Raw genomic sequence first — 19,583 nt, forward strand, 5'->3', positions numbered from 1 at the left:
GTTCCCCCCAGTCAAAAGGCGCCTAAGCGCCTTTCGCGAGGCGCTCTCTCGTCAGGACTTTCGCAAGCTCGACACCCGGTTGATCGAAGGGATCGACACCGAGTAGGCGCCCCGCGAGAATCGTTTCGATCATAAAGTGCATCAGCAGCGCGCCGATGGTCTTTTCGTCGAGTTTTGCAATGTCGATTGTTCGCACCGGACGCCCGGCGCGCGCCAAAGCCTCGGGCAGAGCATGCGACTGGGCGGAGACGATATCGCCAACGGTGTGGCCGCCAAGCATTTCGGCGCCAGCGATTCGCGCGAGTTCCGGGTCTATCCTGGGGCCAACGCCCTCGCTCGCGACACGTAGAATAGTCAAATAGTGATCGTGCGGACCATCCATGAAGAGCTGGAGCTGGCTGTGCTGATCGAGAGGGCCAAGCGCGCCGATCGGCGTCGTCCCCTCGCCGCCCTTGCCGAGGCTTTCTGCCCAGAGTTGCACGAACCACGCCGAGAGGCGGCCGAGCTTGTCGGCGTAGGGCATCATTACGAGCGTGGCGATGCCTTTTTCCTTCGACAGCGCGACGGCGGTGGCGGCGCCGACGGCCGGCGCGAAATCAGCCGCGGACTTGGCGGCGAGAAGCGCGTCGACCACGCTCTTGGCGCCAGCGCGAATGGCGCGCGCATCAAGACCGCGCGCGAGAGCCGCCATCAGGCCGACGTTGGTCAGACACGAAAAGCGGCCGCCGATGCCGGTGTGATGCTCGAGCATGGGAATACCGAACGTCGACAGCAGCGTGCGCAGGCCATTCGTCTTGCCGGGCTTGTCGGGCTCGGTGATGCCGAGAAACATTTTCGGGATTTGCGCTTCGAGACCCGCGGCTTTCACGGCCGTCAACGCGGCGATCGTTTGCGCCAGTGTTTCGGCGGTGCCCCCGGATTTCGACGTCACAATGAAGCGCGTCGTCGGCAGGTCTAGCGAGTCGAGAACACCTTGCAGCGTGCCGCCATCGAGGTTGGCATAGAAGCGCGTACGAGGACGCTTGCTCTGTCCCGGCAGCGCAACGCCGTAAATGCCCCAGCCTGCGATCTGCGCGAAAGTCTCGCCGCCGAGGCTCGATCCGCCGGTGCCGAAGAAGACAAGCGTCTTGGCGCCTTCGGAAAGTTTCGCGAGCGCCGCTTCGGCGTCAGCGATGTCCTGCTCCTCCTCGGCGATGCGCAGAAGCGGGAGACGGTCCTTGCGATAGTCGTCTTTCAGGGTTTCGATGTGCGGCCCGATACTGTCGAGCCAAGAGGCATAAGCCTGAGGCGCGAGACCGTGTTGGCCGATCGCGGTTTCCAGGCACCCATCAATATTCTGCTGAAACATATTCCCGTCGTGTCGCTGCCCGTCTTGCATGGCCGCTTCAACGCTCCCTACCTAAATCCGTTCCGGCCTAACCGATTTCGGATGTGCGGCCAAGTGCGCTTCGCGTTATGCCAAGGGGAGCGTTAACCGGCGTGCCAACAGTTATGGGACATGTGCCTATGAGATGTGCCGCAAAGACGCGGGACAGACCGGCCGTTATGCCGACGAAGAGCCTGCGCGAGCCGTATCGGCCCCGGTCAGGCACCGCTATTGTTTCTGCTTAGCTGGATCCTGGCCGCCGCCGGGACGACGTAAATGGAAACGGGGTCCCAAATGCCATCCCCGGATTAAATCCGAAGATGACATTTGCCTTTCGTCAGCCACGGGTCGGAGCGGCGACCGCGGGTTGTAGAACCGGCGGCGTTGCAGCGGAGTTCATGCCCACGGGCTTACCGACGATTGTGACAACCAGATTGTCCGGCTGCAGGAAGCGGGCCGCGACGCGCTTGGCATCGGCCAGCGTGACGGCGTTGATCATCGCGTTGCGATTCTCAACGTAGTCGGGACCGAAGCCTTCCTGCATCAAGCCCAGAAGCTGCGAGGCGATCTTCGAGTTGGTGTCGAAGCGCAACGCATAAGAGCCCGTGAGATAATCTTTCGCCGCCTGAAGGTCTTCCGCTGTCGGGCCGTTGTCGGCCATCTTCTTCATTTCGCTACGGATGATCTTGAGGCTCTCAGCCATCGACGCGTTCTTGGTCGCGACGCTGCCGACAAGGATCGATGCGTGCTGATAGGGCTGCAGATAGGTGTAAACCGAATAGGCCAAACCGCGCTTTTCGCGGACCTCTTCCATCAGCTTGGCCGAAAAGCCTCCGCCGCCGAGGATGTGGTTGACGACGAACGCCGTGATGAAATCCGGGTCTTTACGCGGCATGGCGCCAACGCCGAAAACGGCGACCGATTGCGGCACGCCCATCTCGACGATCTTCTGGCTGCCGCCCTTCACCGGCGCAGTCTGGGCGACGGGCGCCAGATCGGCCTTGGCGGGCAGGCTGCCGAAGACATCATCGAGCAGTTTGCCAAGCTCGGCAGCATTGATATCGCCGACCGCGACAACCTTCAGATTGTCGCGCGCGAAGTTGTGCTTGTGATAGGCCACGAGATCGTCGCGCGTGATCTTCGAGACGGTTTCGGCCGTACCCGTCGCCGAACGACCATAAGGATGGTCCGGGAACGCCTGCGCGTACCATTCACGGATCGCGACCTTGTCGGGATCTTTATCGGCATAGGCGAGGTTGGCGAGAAGCTGCTGCTTGATGCGCTCGACGGCATCGGTGTCGAAGCGCGGCTTCTGCACGGAAAGCTTTAACAGCTCTACGGCCTTATCGCGGTTCTTCGTCAACGTCTCGAACGAACCGTAGAGCGAATCCTTGCTGTCGTCGTAGCTCATGCGCATGGCGATATCTTCCATGCGCTCCTGATAGTCTTCGGATTTGATGTCGCCGGCACCCTCGTCCATCATCGCGGTGAGGAAGTTGGCGAGGCCTTCCTTGCCGACCGGGTCCTGGCTGCTGCCACCGTCAAATGCGTAGCGCAAAGACAGCAGCGGAACGCTGTGCTCTTCGACGAGCCATGCCTCGATACCACCGGGAGATTTGATTTTCTGAATATTCATTGCTGATGCTGGCTGACTTGCGGATGCGGTGAACAACAGGGCCAAGGCCGGAAGGGCCGAGACGATGCCGAGGCGGGCTGCATGGTGAACGACCTTTGCAGCCGCGCGTGAGATTACTGTCATCAATATCACCTCAATACGCCGCCTGCGGACGGGGGCGGAAGATCGTCGTTGGCCTGCGCAACGCCCGACTGGTCGGGAACGAGGTAACCCGTCACTGAATCCTTGATGTCGAGGTACTGAGCAGCGGCTTTCTTCACGTCGTCGGTCGTGACCTTGGAGATATTGTCGGGCCACGCTTCGACTTCGGCGACCGTGCGGCCGACGGCGAGGTTCCAGCCATAGCGGCGCGCGAGCGTCGCTTGGTTGTCGCTGTCGTAGACGTAGTCGGCGAGATAGCTGTTCTTGGCGCGCGTCAGTTCTGCGTCGGTGACGCCGTTCTTGACGATGTCGGCCAGGACAGCATCGATGCCGGCTTCGACCTTTTCGAGCGGCACGCCATCTGCGGCGATGCCGTAGAGCGAGATCGTGCCGCCGTCGAGACCGTAGCCGGAATAGTCGCCGCCGGCGCTGGAGGCGATTTTCTGCTCGACGACGAGCTTCTTGTAGATGCGGCTTGTTGAGCCCGAGCCTGCGATCTTCATCAGCAGGTCAAGCGCTTCGGCTTCGCCGGGCTTGGCCGTGACGTAGCTCGGCGCCTGATAGTAACGCTGCATCAGGTAATTGCCCGCACGCGGATCTTTCAGCACCAAGCGGCGCGCGACAAGCTGCGGCGGCTCACCCGGACGATGGCGAACGGAAGAGACGGCCGGGTTGGACGGGATCTTGCCATAGGTGTCTTCGGCGAGCTTCTTCACTTCAGCATCGGTGACGTCGCCCGAAACGACCAGGATGGCGTTGTTGGGGGCGTAATAGTGCTTGTAGAAATCAAGCGCGTCCTGACGTGAGAGCTGCGCCATCTCGCGATACCAGCCGATCACCGGCTTATGATACGGGTGATTGAGATAGAGCGCGGCGTTCATCTGCTCATCGAGCAACGCCGAGGGATTGTTGTCGATGCGCGAGCGGCGCTCTTCGAGGATGACATTCCGCTCGGTCAGCACTTCCTTTTCGTCGAGCCGCAGGTTGACCATGCGGTCGGCTTCCATCTCCATCATCTTGCCGAGACGGTCTTTCGAGACGCGCTGAAAGTAGGCGGTGGCGTCGTTGCCGGTGAAGGCATTGTCCTGACCGCCGAGACGGCTGACGATTTTGGAGAATTCGCCGACTGGAATCTTGTCGGTCGATTTGAACATCAGATGCTCAAGGAAGTGGGCAATGCCGGATTTGCCGAGCACCTCGTCGGCGGCGCCGACTTTGTACCAGACCATGTGCGTTACGACCGGCGAGCGGTGATCTGGAATGACGACAACATCCATGCCGTTCGACAGCTTGAATTCCGAAGCACGGGTGGTGCCGTCGGCGGCGCGGGCTTGTGGGGTAACTGCGAGCATCAGGGTGGCCAATACGGTTAAGAGGCTAATACGGGAGCACGTCGCTAGACGCATTATGGCGATCCTTCGAACCGAATGCAGTAGTTTGCTCCCTAGCGTTTTTGATCCTACCCCAAACTGCAGAGCCGGGGATTACTTTCGCGAGAAGGCGCGGACGCCGGATAGCGGGAAGCCGCGCCAGTGAGCGGCAGATGGGCAATCAAAGTCAAATGACAAGGCGTTCATCTCAAGGCGCGTCAAACCTCGCCCCGATCAATATTTTTACGGCAATGGAAACATTCGGTTATTGCGCGTTCGCAGCGGTCACTGCGTCGAGGATGTATCTTCGCCGCCCGTGTCCTCGTAGGGCTTTTTCTGCGTCCACTTCTGAACGGCCGTGAAGATAGAGGGGTGGCAAGGGCCGAGCGGGCCGGCCGCGGATTCGGCAGATGAATCGCCCCGCTGCATCGGCTCGGTATAATTCTTCTGGCAGTATTCCGCCTGCTGCTTTTCGAGCGCGGCCTGATCGACGACTTTCTTTCGATCGGGGTCTTGAATGGAGGCAAGCGACGGCTGATCGGCCCTTCCGCTTCCGGGTGGCGGCAGCGAGTCTGTCGGCGGCAGCGTCAGCGGTTGGCGGACGGCCATTTTTGGATCGCCTTCCGGCGTGGACGGGCCGTTCAGGCCCACCATGTCAAAAACCTTGCCGTTCAGCTGGACGCCGTCAAAGCCACCGCAGCCGCCCAAAATCAGCGTCAGTGCCGCGACAGAAAGGCCGATTTTTCGCCCGTTTTTCAACGACATGCTTTTTTGTCCGTGCCAGACCGACACGCCCCCAAGCCCACTTAGGCCGACTTTACGGCGCTAATGCGACTCGCCCCTGAAGGACTCATACAACAAGCCAATTACCCCGGCAACGATGGCCACATCGGCGATGTTGAAGACGTACCAGTGAAAACCGTACGCATGGAATGAGAAGAAGTCGGCGACGCCGCCCAGGTGAAGCCGATCAATGGCGTTGCCCAGCGCGCCACCAATGATCAGTCCGAGGCTTAAGGCCATGAGGCGGCTGCCGCGGCTCCAGTTGAGCCAAAGCCACAGACCAAAGCTGGCGGCGACGGCAAACGCGACGAGCAGATATTGGCCGGTCATGCTCGCCTGATTGAAGAGCGAATAGCTGATGCCGATGTTCTTGACGTAGACGAGATCGAGGAACGGACCGACCGTGACGCGGCCCTTTGCTTCGATGTCGTAGACGTGCAGCATCCACCACTTGTGGAACTGGTCGATTGCCATCGTCAGGACGATGACGGCAAACGCCAGCGGCGCCGTGCGGCTCCAGAAGATGCTTCGCGAGGACGCTACATCCGTCATACCGTTGCTCCGGCGTCGATCTCGCGCATGGCGGCAGCGTCGCGGGCCGACAGCTCCGGATACGCAGGATCGGAACCGACGTCCTTCGTGATGCGCCACGAACGCGCGCACTTTTTCCCTTCGGCGCGCTTCACGACGACGCCGACGCCCGGCTCATTCGGAAGCGTGAAGGCACCGCTTGGCGGCGCATCGACCGAGATCGAAATGCCGGACGTGATGCAGACTTCCGCCATGTCAACGCCATCGAGACCCGACATCAAATCCGCGTCGGTGACGAACACGTCGGGCGCGGCTTCGAGCGACGAGCCGATCTCCTTTTCGGCTCGGGCGATTTCGAGTGCGCCTGTCACGACGCTGCGGACTTCCTTCACGCGATCCCACTTGGCAGCCAGATTGTCGTCACGCCACTCGCGCGGGATCTTCGGGAACGGCATTAAGTGCACGCTCTCGGCTTCGTCCGCTTTGTAGAGCAGCCATGCCTCTTCCACCGTGAACGACAGGATCGGCGCGAGCCAGCGGATCAGCGCATCGCACAGCTTGTCGATGACGGTGAGCGCCGCCTTGCGCTTCAGGCTCGACGGCGCTTCGCAATAGAGCGTGTCTTTGCGAATGTCGAAATAGAACGCCGACAGCTCGGTATTCATGAACTGCGAGAGCAGGCCGATGATCTTGCGATAGTCATAATGCTCATAGGCCTTGCGGATCTCGTGATCGAGTTCGGCAAGACGATGCAGCATGAGCCGCTCAAGCTCGAACGGCTTCATCGCGGTTACCGGCACGGCTTCTTCGGGTTTGAAGTGCGCCAACGCGCCGAGCATCCAGCGTAGCGTGTTCCGCAGCTTGCGGTAGGTTTCCGAGAATGTCTTCAGGATTTCCGAGCCGATGCGCAGATCGTCAGAATAGTCGGATGCGGAAACCCAAAGGCGGAGAATATCGGCGCCGGACTTCGACATCACGTCTTGCGGCGCGACGACATTGCCGAGCGACTTCGACATCTTCTGCCCCTTCTCATCCAGCACGAAGCCGTGAGTCAGCACGATGTCGTAGGGCGCGTCGCCGCGCGTACCGCAGCTTTCAAGCAGGGACGAATGGAACCAGCCGCGATGCTGGTCGGAGCCTTCGAGGTACATGACGCGGTCCTGGCCACCCTCGCGCTTGCGGCGCAGGCCTTTGAAACCGGGGAAAGCCGTCGGATCTTCAAGCGTAAAGGCGTGCGTCGATCCTGAATCGAACCAGACGTCGAGCACGTCTTTCACCTGCTCCCACTTGTTCTTGTCTTTCGGCGAGATGAAGCCTTTGAGGAAGCGATCTTTCGCGCCTTCCTCGAACCAGACATCGGCGCCCTTTTCGTAGAAAGCTTTTTCGATGCGTGCGATCAGTTCGTCCGACTTTTCGAAGCCGGGGCCGGGGATCACCTCGTCCGTCTCGACATTGCGGAAAACGGTGATCGGCACGCCCCACGCGCGCTGGCGCGAGACGACCCAGTCGGGCCGGTTCTCGATCATGCCGGTGATGCGGTTCTCACCTGCTGCCGGCACCCACGCGACACGCTTGATCTCGTCGAGCGCAAGCTGGCGGAGCGTTGGCGCGTTATGTCCTCTTTTGTTCGCGCTTGGCGACTCCCCTTCGGGGAGCCGGCCGCCAAGCGCGGAAAGTGGCTTATCCATCGAGATGAACCACTGCGGCGTGTTGCGGAAGATAACCGGCTTCTTCGAGCGCCACGAGTGTGGGTACTGATGCTTCAAGCGTCCGCGCGCGATGATGTTTCCGGCTTCGGCCAACGCCTTGATGACGGCGTCGTTGGCATCACCCTTGTCGCCGTTCTCTTTCAACACGCGCTTGCCTTCGAAGCCGGGCGCCAATTTCGTCAGCATGCCGTCGGCGTCGACGGTGAAGGGGATTTCGGTGTCGATGCCGCGATCGCGCAGCTTCTTCTGGTTCGCGATCCAGATGTTGTAGTCGTCAGCGCCGTGGCCCGGCGCAGTGTGGACGAAGCCCGTACCGGCGTCGTCGGTGACGTGATCGCCGTCGAGCATCGGCACATCGAAGGCATAGCCGAGGTCGCGCAGCGGATGCTCACACACGAGATGGCGCAGCTCGAACGCGCTGACTGTTTCGCGCTTCTCGTAGGCTTCAACCTTGGCTGCCTTCATCACGTCGGCGGCAAGCTTGTCGGCCAGGATGTAACGGTCGCCGACCTTCGCCCAGTTGCCGTCGGGCGCAGCCGTCACCTCGTAAAGCCCATAGGTGATCTTCGAGGAGAAGCTGATCGCGCGGTTGCCGGGAATCGTCCACGGCGTCGTCGTCCAGATGACGACCGAGGCGCCAAGTAGATTGTCCGGCGTCCACTCGGGATGGAGTTCGGGCGGCAGATCGGCTTGCGAGATATAGTCGAGTTCCGGGAGCGCCTTCGCTGGGAACTTCACCCAGATCGTGTCGGACTGATAATCCTGGTACTCGATTTCAGCCTCAGCCAGCGCCGTCTTCTCGACGACGGACCACATGACCGGCTTCGAACCACGATAAAGCTGACCGGTAGCGGCGAACTTCATCAGCTCGCGCGCGATGATGCTTTCGGCGCGATAGTCCATCGTCAGGTACGGGCGTTCCCAGTCGCCGACGACGCCGAGACGTTTGAATTCCTCGCGCTGGATATCGATCCAGTGGGCGGCGAACTTGCGGCATTCATCGCGGAAGGCGTTGATGGCGACCGGATCTGAGAAGTTCGGCTTCTCCTGGCCCTTGGCGCGGTACTGCTCCTCGATCTTCCATTCGATCGGCAGGCCGTGGCAGTCCCAGCCCGGCACGTAGTTGGAATCGTTGCCGAGCATCTGGTGCGATTTGACGACCAAGTCCTTCAGGATCTTGTTCAGCGCGTGGCCGATGTGGATGTTGCCGTTGGCGTAGGGCGGGCCGTCGTGGAGGGTAAACTTCACGCGACCTTTCGACTGCGAACGCAGCTTTTCGTAAAGGCCGATCTCGTCCCAGCGCTTCAAGAGCTTGGGTTCGAGTTCGGGCAACCCGGCGCGCATAGGAAAGTCGGTCTGCGGCAGGAACAGCGTTTTGCCCCAATCGCGTCCGGCAGCAGCTTCCGGAGTTGCACTTGCCTTGTCGGCAGCCTTGGCGTCTTTCGACATCAGTTGAGCTTTCAATTCCAAAGGAAATCAGCGCGGGTTCTAGCAAGGTGCGTCCGCCAAGTCATCCTGCGCCTGACTGCGGCGCCTCCCACTAACTAACGTCATCCCGGCGCAGGCCGGGATCCAGACAAGCCTTGGAAATCACCCTTTTTTCCGGCTTGGCTGGGCCCCGACCTTCGTCGGGGTGACGGTATGGATGGGGAGATCGGATGTTTTCAGCTTGTTATCGTCGGCTCTGTGCCGAGGATCCATTTATCCACTTGCTTCGCTGCCGATGAATCCTCGGGCCGAGCCCGAGGATGACGAAGGTTAAGACTTGGCCAAAACTGCTTTCACCGCCGCGATGTCTTTGTCCATCTGGGCGACCAGCTCTCCGACCGTGTGAAATTTCCGATCGGCGCGAATGAAATCAATGAATTCGACCTCCATGTCGCGGCCATAGAGGTCGCCGTTGAAGTCGAACAGGAAGACTTCCAGCACCGGCATGCCGTCGTCGAACGTCGGCCGGGTGCCGAGATAGGCGGCGGCGTCATGCGGCACGCCGTCGAAATAGGCCTTCACAGCATAAATGCCGTGGCCGAGCGTCGTCCCTTTCGGCATCGGCAGGTTGGCGGTCGGGTAGCCCATGCCGGTGCCACGCTTGGCGCCGCCGACGACCTTGCCCGCGACGCGCCACGGCTCACCCAGCACGTGGGCGGCGCCTTTGACGTCGCCCTGCGCCAGATAAAGCCTGACGGCCGAGGAAGAGAACGGTTCGCCCGCTTCGGCAACTGGCGGCATGACGGTCACTCCAAATCCAAGTTCTTCCCCGGCGCGCAACATCATCTCTGGATTGCCGCTGCGCTTATGGCCGAAATAAAAGTCATAGCCGATGACGACGTGACTGGCGCCAAGGCCCGCCACGATCACGCGCTCGATGAAGTCTTCGGCGGTCAGCCCGGCGATTTCGGCGTTAAACGGCTCGACAAACGCAATATCGAGACCGAGGCCCGCGAAGATCTCGAGCTTGCGCCTGAGCGGCGTCAACCGGAAGTGGGCCTCATTCGGCTGGAAAAACTCGCGCGGATAAGGCTCGAACGTCAGCACAGATGCGCGGACGTTCTTTTCGGCAGCGCGCGATTTCGCTTCCGAGATCAGCGCCCGATGGCCGCGATGGACGCCGTCGAAATTGCCGATGGCGACGGCCGAACCGCGATATTCCGGCGGAACGTGCTTGTATCCATGGATCACGTGCATTCGGCACAGCCTCGTCGGAGTTCCCGGTGACATACCTATTAAGGGAAAACGATCGCGGGCTAGACTGCCTTTACCTCGGCCGGCCAGGAACCATCAGAACCGCTTCGCCGGTCAGCACCGGTTTACCTGCGACGGAGCACAAGCACTCGAAGCGCGCGCGCTTTTTATCGGGAATGAGTTCGACGAGCCGGACCAGGGTTTCGACGCGGTCGTCGATCTTGACGGGGCCGCGGAAATTCAGCGTCTGGGAAATGTAAATGGCGCCGGGACCGGGCAGCTTCATGCCGAAAATGGCCGAGATGTAGCCCGCCGACAGAATGCCGTGCGCAATCCGTTCCTTAAAGATCGTCTTGGCGGCGTATTCAGCGTCGAGGTGGACCGGGTTGTAGTCACCAGACAGCGCCGCGTAGGCAACGATATCCGCCTCGCTGACTATTCGCGACATCGAGGCTTCCTGACCGACCTCTAAGTCTTCGAAATATTTGGTTCGGCCGGCTGTTGCGAGCATTCAGACGTCCCTGCATGTTATTGAGCCAGATCATTGGACCAAGCCATTTTTCTCGAACACTAACCCGCTACAAACGCTGCCTGCAACCATACTAGACCAGTTATGGCTGCGGCCTTGTTGCATTTGATTAAGGCAATGAGCCTTGCATCGAGGCGGTTGGAGGCGTTATAAAGAACCATTCCCTTTAATTTACCGTTTTAGCCGCCCTTCGCGATCCCTTGCGAAGGACCGAACGAGGACACCATGAGCGACCGCCGCCCCCTAATGCCGAAAGCCACCGCCGTTTGGCTGGTGGAGAACACGGCGCTCTCCTTCGATCAGATTGCCGAATTCTGCGGCCTGCATCCGCTTGAGGTTAAGGGTATCGCCGATGGCGAAGTCGCGCAGGGCATCAAAGGCATGGACCCCGTGACGACGGGGCAGCTGACGCGCGAAGAAATCGCGCGGGGCGAAAAGAACCTTTCGCACAAGCTCCAGCTTGCCGTCAGCAAGGTCGAGCTGCCGCCGATGCCGCAAACGCGCAAGGGACCGCGCTACACGCCGGTTTCGCGCCGTCATGACCGGCCGAACGCCGTGCTCTGGCTGCTGCGTAACCATCCGGAATTGAAAGACAGCCAGATCATGCGCCTTGTCGGGACGACCAAGCCGACGATCGCGCAAATCCGCGACCGCACGCACTGGAACTCGGCACAGCTGACGCCGCAGGATCCGGTGACGCTCGGCCTTTGCTCGCAGATCGATCTCGACGCCGAGGTGAAGAAGGCGGCGCGCCGGTCGGAGCGGGAGCGCAAAGAGGGGGGCGGCGAAGAGCTGGATCGCGCCGGGACGCTGTTGCCTGCCGCCGAGACGACGGCGCGGGCCGAGATTTTGGCACCGAAGGCAGCAGAAGAGTCTGAAGAGACGCCCGAGCAGGAGCAGGCCCGCGTTTTCGCCAAGCTCAAGGAAATGTCGTCCGCACCCAAGGACGAGACCGAAGACGAGTAACGGCCGTTGGGCCGTTATTTGCCTATCTTTCCGCTCCGGTACGAAGCGACCGCATCCTCGATCTGCGCTGCATAATGCACGAGCGGCGTGCGAAGTCCGGCAGCCAGGAGCGTGCGGCGCACGTTCCGGCTGGCTGACGTGAAATAAAGCTTCGTCCCGGAACGCGTAAGCTTGTGCGCAAAGCCCTCCAGCGTGCGCGCCGCCGTGCTGTCGACGAGCGGCACGTCCGCGAAATCCAAAATGAAAAGTTTCGGGCTGGCACCGACGCGGTCCAGCACCGTACCGACGGCCGCGGTCGCTCCGAAGAAGAACGCGCCGGAAATGCGGTAGACCATCACGTCGTTGCCGAGATCCGCGGGCTGCTCGGTATCGGAGACATCGGCGACATCGTCCCTGATGAGAGGCGCGCCGGTTTCGATCTCGACGGCTTCCGCCATGCGATGAAGAAAGAGGAAGGCGCCGAGAGTCACGCCGACCGCGATGGCCGTCGTCAGGTCGACGAAGATCGTCAGCAGGAAGGTTGCGAGCAGAACGGCGGCGTCGCCCCACGAGGAGCGCAACAGCGCCGCAAACTCCGCCTTCTCGGCCATGTTCCAGGAGACGATCGCCAGAACTCCGCCAAGGCTCGCAAGCGGGATATAGGCCGCGAGCGGCGCGGCCACGAGCATGAACAGCAGGACGAAGACCGCGTGCAGCATGCCTGAAACGGGGCCGTGCGCTCCGGCGCGGACGTTTGTGGCGGTGCGCGCGATCGTTCCCGTCACGCACATGCCGCCGAACGTGACGGCCGCGATGTTGGCCGCGCCCTGCGCGACGAGTTCGCAATTCGAGCGGTGACGGCGGCCGGTCATACCGTCGGCGACGACAGCGGACAGCAAACTTTCGATGGCGCCGAGAAGTGCAATTGAAATGGCGTCGGGTAGTGCAGCCTGCAATTTGGCAATATCGAACGCCGGCAAATGCGGCGCGGGCAACGTGCGCGGCACTTCGCCAAACCGCGAGCCGATGGTCGCGATGTCGAGACCCAACACCCAGGCGAGGACAGAGGTCACGCCCACGGCGATCAGCATTCCCGGCCAGGTCGGCCTCCATCGGCGCAAGCCGACGATCAACGCAATCGACAGCACGGAGACTGCAAGGGTCGCCGGATTGAGCGTTCCGATATGGGAACCGAGCGCGGCGAGCTTCGGCAATAGCGCGGCAGGCTCGTGGGCGAGATTGAGGCCCAGGAGATCCTTGATCTGACTGGCGAAGATGATGACGGCGATGCCCGCCGTAAAACCGACCGTCACCGGAAACGGGATATACTTGATGTAGGTGCCGAGGCGCAGAAAGCCGGCCGCCATCATGATCAGGCCCGCCATCGCGGTCGCCAAGACCAGGCCGTCATAGCCGCGCTGCTCCACGATCGTCGCGATCAACACGATGAAGGCCCCGGCAGGGCCGCCGATCTGGTAGCGGCTGCCGCCGAGCGCCGAAATCAAAAAGCCGCCGACGACGGCCGTGAACAAACCTTTTTCGGGCGAGAGCCCGGAACCTATGGCAATGGCCATCGACAAAGGCAGAGCCACGATGGCGACGGTCAGACCCGCGACGGTATCGGCGCGCAGGTCATTCCAGCGGTATCCCTCACGCAAGACCGTCACGAGCTTGGGCGTGAACAGGTCAGCCCAGCTCGGTCGTCCGCGTGCGGATCTACTGGTTACCGAAGTGTCCATGTCTCCGTCTCCCATTTTGACAAGGAGCGGCGAGATCGTCGGCTGCACCGTCGGCGGTCGTCGTCGCGAAAGCTCAGATCTGCGGGCGTTCAGAAGTGCCGGTGCACTCAGACGCTCCCCTTTTTGCCTCGGCCGTGGCCCGGTGCCGGGGGCGCGGCCTTCACGGGCTGCCGCTCCCTCAGACGAACGCCCCGGCCCTGTCCGGTGCTCGGCATATTCTCACCGATGAGTTCGACGCCTGCGGCTTCGAACGCCGCGACGACTTTCGTCAACGTATCGACGACGCCGCGAACATTGCCGCTGCTCGCTTCCATGCGCTGGATCGTCGGCAGCGAGACGCCAGCCCGGTCAGCAAGCGTCTGCTGGTCGATGCCGAGAAGAGCGCGACCTGCACGCATCTGCGAGGCCGTGATCAAGCGCAAAACCCCTGTGCCGATTCTAAAGCCCTATGCCTAAGTATTGATGCTTTAAACATCAAGATGAATATTTGAAACATGATCTAGATCAATGGCACGGTTGCCCTCGTCCCTGGCGGCTGCTCGCATTGGTGGATCAAGCTGAAATCCGGCATTGTCGGCTCAAGGCGCATTCGCTAGCGTCGTTCCATGCTCGGACCAGCTTTCAGCTTTGAAAGTTCTGAGCGTTCGCGTGCAGGAAGAAGCAGGGCAGCAATCGTGTCGAACCCTTTTGAGCACCACCTCGATAAGAATCCGGCAAACTATCAGCCGTTAACGCCCCTTTCGTTCCTGCCGCGGTCGGCGATCGCCGCGCCGAACCACACAGCCATCATTCATGGCAACGCACGCATCTCGTACGCGGAATTCTACACCCGCTGCAAAAAGCTCGCGTGCGCGCTGGCGCAGAAGTACATCGGACCGGGCGACACCGTCGCGGTCATGCTCGCCAACACGCCGCCGATGCTCGAAGCGCACTACGCAGTGCCAATGGTCGGCGCAGTTCTGCTGACACTCAACACGCGTCTCGACCCGGCTATCCTCGCGTTCCAGCTCGATCATGGCGGCGCGAAAGTTCTCATCACGGACCGCGAGTTCGCAAACATCATGAAGCCTGCCTTGGCGATGGCCAAGGTGAAGCCGATCATCATCGATTATAACGATCTCGAATTCCCACAGACGGGCGAGGCGCTTTCGTCAATCGACTATGAAGCGTTCCTGCAAGGGGGTGATCCGGATTTCAAATGGCGCTGGCCGAAAGACGAGTGGGAAGCGATCTCGCTCAACTATACGTCCGGCACGACGGGCAATCCGAAAGGCGTCGTCTATCATCATCGCGGCGCGGCGCTGATGTGCTACGCGAACGCGATCTCGACCGGTATGACACGCTTCCCGGTGTATCTGTGGACACTGCCGATGTTCCACTGCAACGGCTGGTGCTTCCCGTGGACGATCACGATGGTGCAGGGCACGCACGTGTGTCTTCGCTGGGTGCGGGCCAAGGCGATGTACGATTACATCGTGGCGCACAAGGTTTCGCATCTTTCCGGCGCGCCGATCGTGATGGCGACGCTGCTCAACGCACCGGACGACGAAAAGCAGAAGATCGAGCATGGCGTCGCGTTCAATCACGCTGCCGCCCCGCCGCCTGCTTCGGTGATTTCCGCGATGACGGACGCCGGTTTCCAACTAACCCATCTCTACGGGCTGACGGAGACATATGGGCCGGCGACGATCAACGAATGGGATGCATCATGGAGTGACCTGCCACCAGCCGAACGCAGCGCCAAACGCATCCGCCAGGGCGTGCGCTATGTAGCGCTCGAAGGCTTGAGCGTTCGCGACCCGGAGACGATGCAGGAAGTGACGCCCGATGGCGAGACACTGGGCGAAGTCATGTTCCGCGGCAATATCGTGATGAAGGGCTATCTCAAGAACGAGAAGGCGACGGATGAAGCGTTCGCCGGAGGGTGGTTCCATTCCGGGGATCTCGGCGTGATGCACCCGGACGGCTACATTCAGCTGAAGGATCGCTCGAAGGACATCATCATCTCGGGCGGCGAGAACATCTCGTCGATCGAAGTCGAGGAGGTACTTTACAAGCATCCGGCGGTGGCGTTCTGCGCCGTGGTTGCAAAGCCCGACGAGAAGTGGGGCGAGACGCCGTGCGCCTTCATCGAGCTGCGGCCGGGAACGACGGCGACCGCCGACGAGATCATCGAGTGGTGTCGCGCTGGCCTCGCGCGCTACAAGGTTCCGCGCCACATCGTGTTCGCCGAAGTGCCGAAGACCTCGACCGGCAAGATCCAGAAATTCAAATTACGCGAGATGGCTAAAGACGCGTGAGCGTATATCCGCACGGAACTTCCGTTGCGCGTGATGCTTTCACAGGTATCCGTTGTGAAGGAAAGTTCTGTTGCCCGCCGCTGCACCGTTTCCCGATTGGTTGATTATTCTGTCGTGGTCGGCGCTCTATCTGGGCGTCGGATGTGCGGCGCTGATCCTGGTCGATGTGGCGCGTTTTCCCCAGCACATGGGGATCATGAATATCGTTTGGCCGGTGACGGGGCTGTTCGGTACGGTGTTGGTTGCGGCCCTTTATTTCAAGTACGGGCGCAACGCCGAGCCGTCGCATCGCGGCGAAACGCACCGAACGCCGGAGACGCCGTTTCCGATCATGGTGGCGAAAGGAACGCTCCATTGCGGCGCAGGCTGCACGCTCGGCGACGTGATTGCCGAGACGCTGGCATTCCTCTTTCCGGCCATCGCTATTCTGTTCGGCTGGAAAACGATCTTTGCCGACAAGACGTATGCCGTTTGGATTCTCGATTTCGTACTCGCCTTCGGGCTCGGCATCGTCTTCCAATATTTCGCCATCGTGCCGATGCGCAAATTGGCACCCGCTGAGGGGGTGCGAGAGGCCATCAAGGCGGACGCGCTGTCGCTCATCTGCTGGCAGATTGGGATGTATGGACTGATGTTTCTGGCGCAACGCTATTTCAGCGCGTCGTTCGACCAACAGGCGAGGCCGGACAGTCCGGTGTTCTGGTTCGCCATGCAGATCGCGATGGTCGCCGGGTTCGTCACCAGCTTTCCGGCGAACTGGTGGCTCATTCGCGCGGGCATCAAAGAAAAGATGTAAGATCCACGCCGAGCAAAGCCGTCAGTACGGCACGGGACCGGTGCCGAGGTGCGAAATATCGGGCTCGGGCCAGATCACCGGCACGAGCAAGCGGCTGGCGATCAACTGTGCGCCACTCATCGACAGATGGTTGTTGTCGAAGTAAAGCACGGCGCCGTCAGCGTAGGGCTTGCAGCGTTTGTCGGAGCACAGCTCCGATGACACGGGAACGAAGACGGCTCCATGCTCCGTCGCGATGGCGTTCAGACGCGCCTCGACGGCATGGACTTGCTTGGCGCCATACTTGAACGAAAAGTCGTTCGGGTCGCGACCCTTCGCCGTCCAGCGCGCAACCGCCGCCGGGATGCCGGATGCTTCAGGCAGGTCAGGCACAGGGCCAAGGACGACGACGCGATGCCCGGCGGCTTGCAGCGTCGCGATGGTGCGCTCGAAGCTTGGCCAGAACTGATCGGGATACTCGCGATCCCAGGCGAGCGAATAGGTCGCCAGCACGACGGTCGCGGGCGAGATCGACGTCAGCCGGTCGATGATGCCGGAGTTGTAGTGCTCGCAGCGATCGTCTGCCGGGAACGTGAAACCGGCAGCGGGCGGACAGCCTGAGGCCGTGATCTGGCGGACGCTGGCGTGCCGGGCTTTTGCAAACTCGCCCAGCGCGGCGCTGAATTCGGCGCCGTGGCTGTCGCCGTAGACGATGACGCTTGGCGCGACGTCATCGCCGATGATGCAGGTATCATCGAAGGAGCGTTTGCCCTCGCCGTGGAAATGGCATTTCTCGCGCAGCGGGCTGGCATCAGCTTGCGCAGCGGCGATCTGGAGGACGGCGTCGGGGAAACGCTGCGGCATGCCGTTGAGCCCGACGAGGACCGTCGCCGAGGCGGTCAGCGCGCCGAGGCCCAGCGTGCCGCCTTTGAAGATCGCACTCGGCGAATAGCCCGCAGAGCCGCGGCGACGGAATGGCTGCTCGACGAAATACCACGTCGCAGTGGCAAGGCCGACGGCGGCCGTTGCGAGCGCCAATTGCTCGATGCCGGAGAGGCGCTCGGCTGTCAGGACCTTGGTGAAGACGATCAGTGGCCAGTGCCAAAGATAGAGACTGTACGAGATAAGGCCGAGCAGCATCAGCGGCCGGAATGTCAGCACGCGCGTGCCGAAAGCACTTTCGGGGCCGCCGCTTCTCCCCTCGCCGGCCCAGATTGCCATCGCCGTACCGACGCATGGCAGAAGGGCTGCGGCGCCGGGGAATGGCGTCTTCGACGTATAAACGAAAATTGCGACGGCGATTGCCGTCAGGCCGAGCGCTGCCGCCGCTTCGCTTTGAAGGCGTGAAGTCGGGCGCGGCAAAAGCCCGAGCGCGACGATGGAGCCAGCGAGAAGTTCCCAAGCGCGCGAATGCAGGAGGTAGAACGTCGCCATCGGATGCGCGGGCAGGAAGACGATGCTGGCGACAAGCGATGCCGCGAACGCCAGCCAAACAGTCGCCCCGAGCGCCCGCGGCCACCAGCGAAAAACCGCCATCAGCACGAGCGGAAAGACGACGTAGAACTGCTCTTCGATGCCGAGGCTCCAGGTATGGAGCAGCGGCTGGGTGCCACTTCCGGGGTCGAAGTAGCCGGAATGCTGGAAGAACCAGACGTTACTGTAGGACAGCGCTGCCGCCATCAGGCTCGACGCGTAACGCTGCAGCTCGTCGGGCAGAAGAAACGCCATCGCCGCGACCGTCGTGCAGGCGCAAACGAAAACAAGGGCGGGCACGATGCGCCGGATGCGGCGCTCGTAAAAACGCGCGATGCTGAATGTCCCGGCGCGCAGTTCGGCGGCAATCAATCGGGTAATCAGAAAGCCGGAGAGAACGAAGAAAATATCGACGCCGACGAAGCCGCCGGTCACGAACGGCAGGTCGAGGTGATACGCCACGACCGCTGCGACGGCGATGCCCCTCAGTCCATCGAGATCCGGCCGATAGCCTTCGCCCGGCTTGGCTGAATGGCTAAGCACGCGCGCGGTTCCCCGCGACGGCCCAAGCCGGCTTCTTTGCAATGGCGCTCATGAACCCTCAGAAGACTTGCGAATTCCGGTGCGCACGACCAGGGCGCGGCCGCACTATCGTCATTCGTCGACCGGCTCTCAAACGATTTATTTCTCGCCTTCCGTCGCAGCATTCAATGGGCGTTCAGAAATGCCACAGAGCGGTCTTTAACGCCTTGTTTTCGCCATCGGCGTCGTCCGAAGCGCTTAAATGCATCAAAATTTGGCATGGGGACCCTCTCTGGGTCCCGGGGGCTCGCGAAAGGGCTCGCCCGGGATGACACGCCGATCAAACGCCATCGGGCCGCAATACGAAGCGAGAAAAGGACCTTAGCCCTGAAGCCGAGACGACATCCTAGCGGCGGTTAAAACTCAACTTCGAGTTCAACGATCTCGTCGGGTTCAACGAGCGCGCCTTGCGTCCATTCCTGCATCAGCGGCCAGTGGAAGATGGTTTCGCAGTAGCCTGACAGTTCCGGTTCGAGCGGCACGGCGTAGGTGCGGAAGCGGGTGCAGACGGGAGCGTACATCGCGTCGGCAACGGTCGGCGTCTCGCCGAAGAGATAGGGGCCGCCGTATTTACCGAGACATTCCAGCCAGATCGTCTTGATCCGCTCAACGTCCGGGCGGGCGCCGGAAAAGATCTTGAAGGACTGGTGACGGGCCTTCAGGTTCATCGGCAGAGCCGAGCGCAGGTTGTAGAAACCGGAATGCATTTCGCCCGAGATCGAACGGCAATGCGCGCGCGTCGCCTGGTCGGCGGGCAGCAGCCCGGCGTCGGGCGCGATCTCCGCCATGTATTCGGCAATTGCGAGCGTGTCCCAGACCGTCACGGCGCCGTGGATAAGCCGCGGCACCCGGACCGAGGGCGAGAGCAGCAGAAGCTCCTGGCGAATCTCCTGATCGTCATGCGTCACGATCTCCTCGTCGAAATCGAGGCCCGCCATCCGGCACAGCAACCAGCCGCGCAGCGACCAAGAGGAATAGTTCTTCGACGATATCGTCAGTGTCGCGTTCGCCATAGACGATCA

Annotated in this window: 15 protein-coding genes; 3 read left to right on the top strand and 12 right to left on the bottom strand. The window is 61.4% G+C overall.

Annotation, left to right across the window (positions count from 1 at the left end):
• Positions 1-22: 22 nt before the first annotated feature.
• From HYPMC_RS17755 to HYPMC_RS17790, 8 genes are all read right to left on the bottom strand, one after another.
• Entirely contained in the window at positions 23-1,348 is a 1,326-nt protein-coding gene (locus HYPMC_RS17755) for a glucose-6-phosphate isomerase (protein WP_244420918.1), read from the bottom strand.
• A gap of 355 nt (positions 1,349-1,703) precedes the next feature.
• The gene (locus HYPMC_RS17760; RefSeq protein ID WP_013949446.1) at positions 1,704-3,125 is read right to left on the bottom strand and encodes a pitrilysin family protein; all 1,422 of its coding nucleotides are present in this window, start codon (positions 3,123-3,125) and stop codon (positions 1,704-1,706) included.
• Positions 3,126-3,130: 5 nt separating this feature from the next.
• Positions 3,131-4,549 carry a pitrilysin family protein gene (locus HYPMC_RS17765; protein ID WP_013949447.1) on the bottom strand — a complete coding sequence of 473 codons (1,419 nt, stop codon included), beginning with the start codon at positions 4,547-4,549 and terminating at the stop codon, positions 3,131-3,133.
• A 249-nt stretch (positions 4,550-4,798) separates the two neighbouring features.
• Complete coding sequence (locus HYPMC_RS17770) at positions 4,799-5,278, bottom strand: hypothetical protein (protein WP_013949448.1); 480 nt, start codon at positions 5,276-5,278, stop codon at positions 4,799-4,801.
• Between the two features lie 60 nt (positions 5,279-5,338).
• Positions 5,339-5,848, bottom strand: coding sequence for a signal peptidase II (gene lspA / locus HYPMC_RS17775; RefSeq protein WP_013949449.1), 510 nt, complete (start codon positions 5,846-5,848; stop codon positions 5,339-5,341).
• Entirely contained in the window at positions 5,845-8,985 is a 3,141-nt protein-coding gene (gene ileS / locus HYPMC_RS17780; RefSeq protein ID WP_013949450.1) for an isoleucine--tRNA ligase, read from the bottom strand. The genes lspA and ileS overlap by 4 nt, the downstream gene beginning before the upstream one ends.
• A gap of 309 nt (positions 8,986-9,294) precedes the next feature.
• Positions 9,295-10,221 carry a bifunctional riboflavin kinase/FAD synthetase gene (locus HYPMC_RS17785; protein WP_013949451.1) on the bottom strand — a complete coding sequence of 309 codons (927 nt, stop codon included), beginning with the start codon at positions 10,219-10,221 and terminating at the stop codon, positions 9,295-9,297.
• A gap of 70 nt (positions 10,222-10,291) precedes the next feature.
• Positions 10,292-10,729 (bottom strand): MaoC family dehydratase, encoded by a 438-nt coding sequence (locus HYPMC_RS17790; protein ID WP_013949452.1) that lies wholly within the window; start codon positions 10,727-10,729, stop codon positions 10,292-10,294.
• A 243-nt stretch (positions 10,730-10,972) separates the two neighbouring features.
• Between HYPMC_RS17790 and HYPMC_RS17795 the strand changes: the two genes are divergently transcribed.
• Positions 10,973-11,713, top strand: a complete 741-nt coding sequence (locus tag HYPMC_RS17795; RefSeq protein ID WP_013949453.1) for a DUF1013 domain-containing protein — start codon at positions 10,973-10,975, stop codon at positions 11,711-11,713.
• Between the two features lie 14 nt (positions 11,714-11,727).
• Here HYPMC_RS17795 and HYPMC_RS17800 read toward each other — a convergent pair whose 3' ends face one another.
• Both HYPMC_RS17800 and HYPMC_RS17805 read right to left on the bottom strand, forming a co-directional pair.
• Positions 11,728-13,431, bottom strand: a complete 1,704-nt coding sequence (locus HYPMC_RS17800; RefSeq protein ID WP_013949454.1) for a SulP family inorganic anion transporter — start codon at positions 13,429-13,431, stop codon at positions 11,728-11,730.
• 107 nt (positions 13,432-13,538) lie between these two features.
• Complete coding sequence (locus HYPMC_RS17805; protein WP_013949455.1) at positions 13,539-13,847, bottom strand: transcriptional regulator; 309 nt, start codon at positions 13,845-13,847, stop codon at positions 13,539-13,541.
• 258 nt (positions 13,848-14,105) lie between these two features.
• Between HYPMC_RS17805 and HYPMC_RS17810 the strand changes: the two genes are divergently transcribed.
• Both HYPMC_RS17810 and HYPMC_RS17815 read left to right on the top strand, forming a co-directional pair.
• A complete protein-coding gene (locus HYPMC_RS17810; RefSeq protein WP_013949456.1) occupies positions 14,106-15,731 on the top strand; it encodes an acyl-CoA synthetase in 1,626 nt (541 codons plus the stop codon).
• A 70-nt stretch (positions 15,732-15,801) separates the two neighbouring features.
• Entirely contained in the window at positions 15,802-16,527 is a 726-nt protein-coding gene (locus HYPMC_RS17815) for a DUF4396 domain-containing protein (RefSeq protein ID WP_013949457.1), read from the top strand.
• A 21-nt stretch (positions 16,528-16,548) separates the two neighbouring features.
• Here the strand turns inward: HYPMC_RS17815 and HYPMC_RS17820 are convergent, their stop codons facing one another.
• Positions 16,549-18,522, bottom strand: coding sequence for an acyltransferase family protein (locus HYPMC_RS17820; RefSeq protein WP_013949458.1), 1,974 nt, complete (start codon positions 18,520-18,522; stop codon positions 16,549-16,551).
• A 395-nt stretch (positions 18,523-18,917) separates the two neighbouring features.
• Positions 18,918-19,574, bottom strand: a complete 657-nt coding sequence (locus HYPMC_RS17825; RefSeq protein WP_013949459.1) for a glutathione S-transferase family protein — start codon at positions 19,572-19,574, stop codon at positions 18,918-18,920.
• Positions 19,575-19,583 lie beyond the last annotated feature (9 nt).

The sequence above is a fragment of the Hyphomicrobium sp. MC1 genome (assembly GCF_000253295.1).
Classification (GTDB): domain Bacteria; phylum Pseudomonadota; class Alphaproteobacteria; order Rhizobiales; family Hyphomicrobiaceae; genus Hyphomicrobium_B.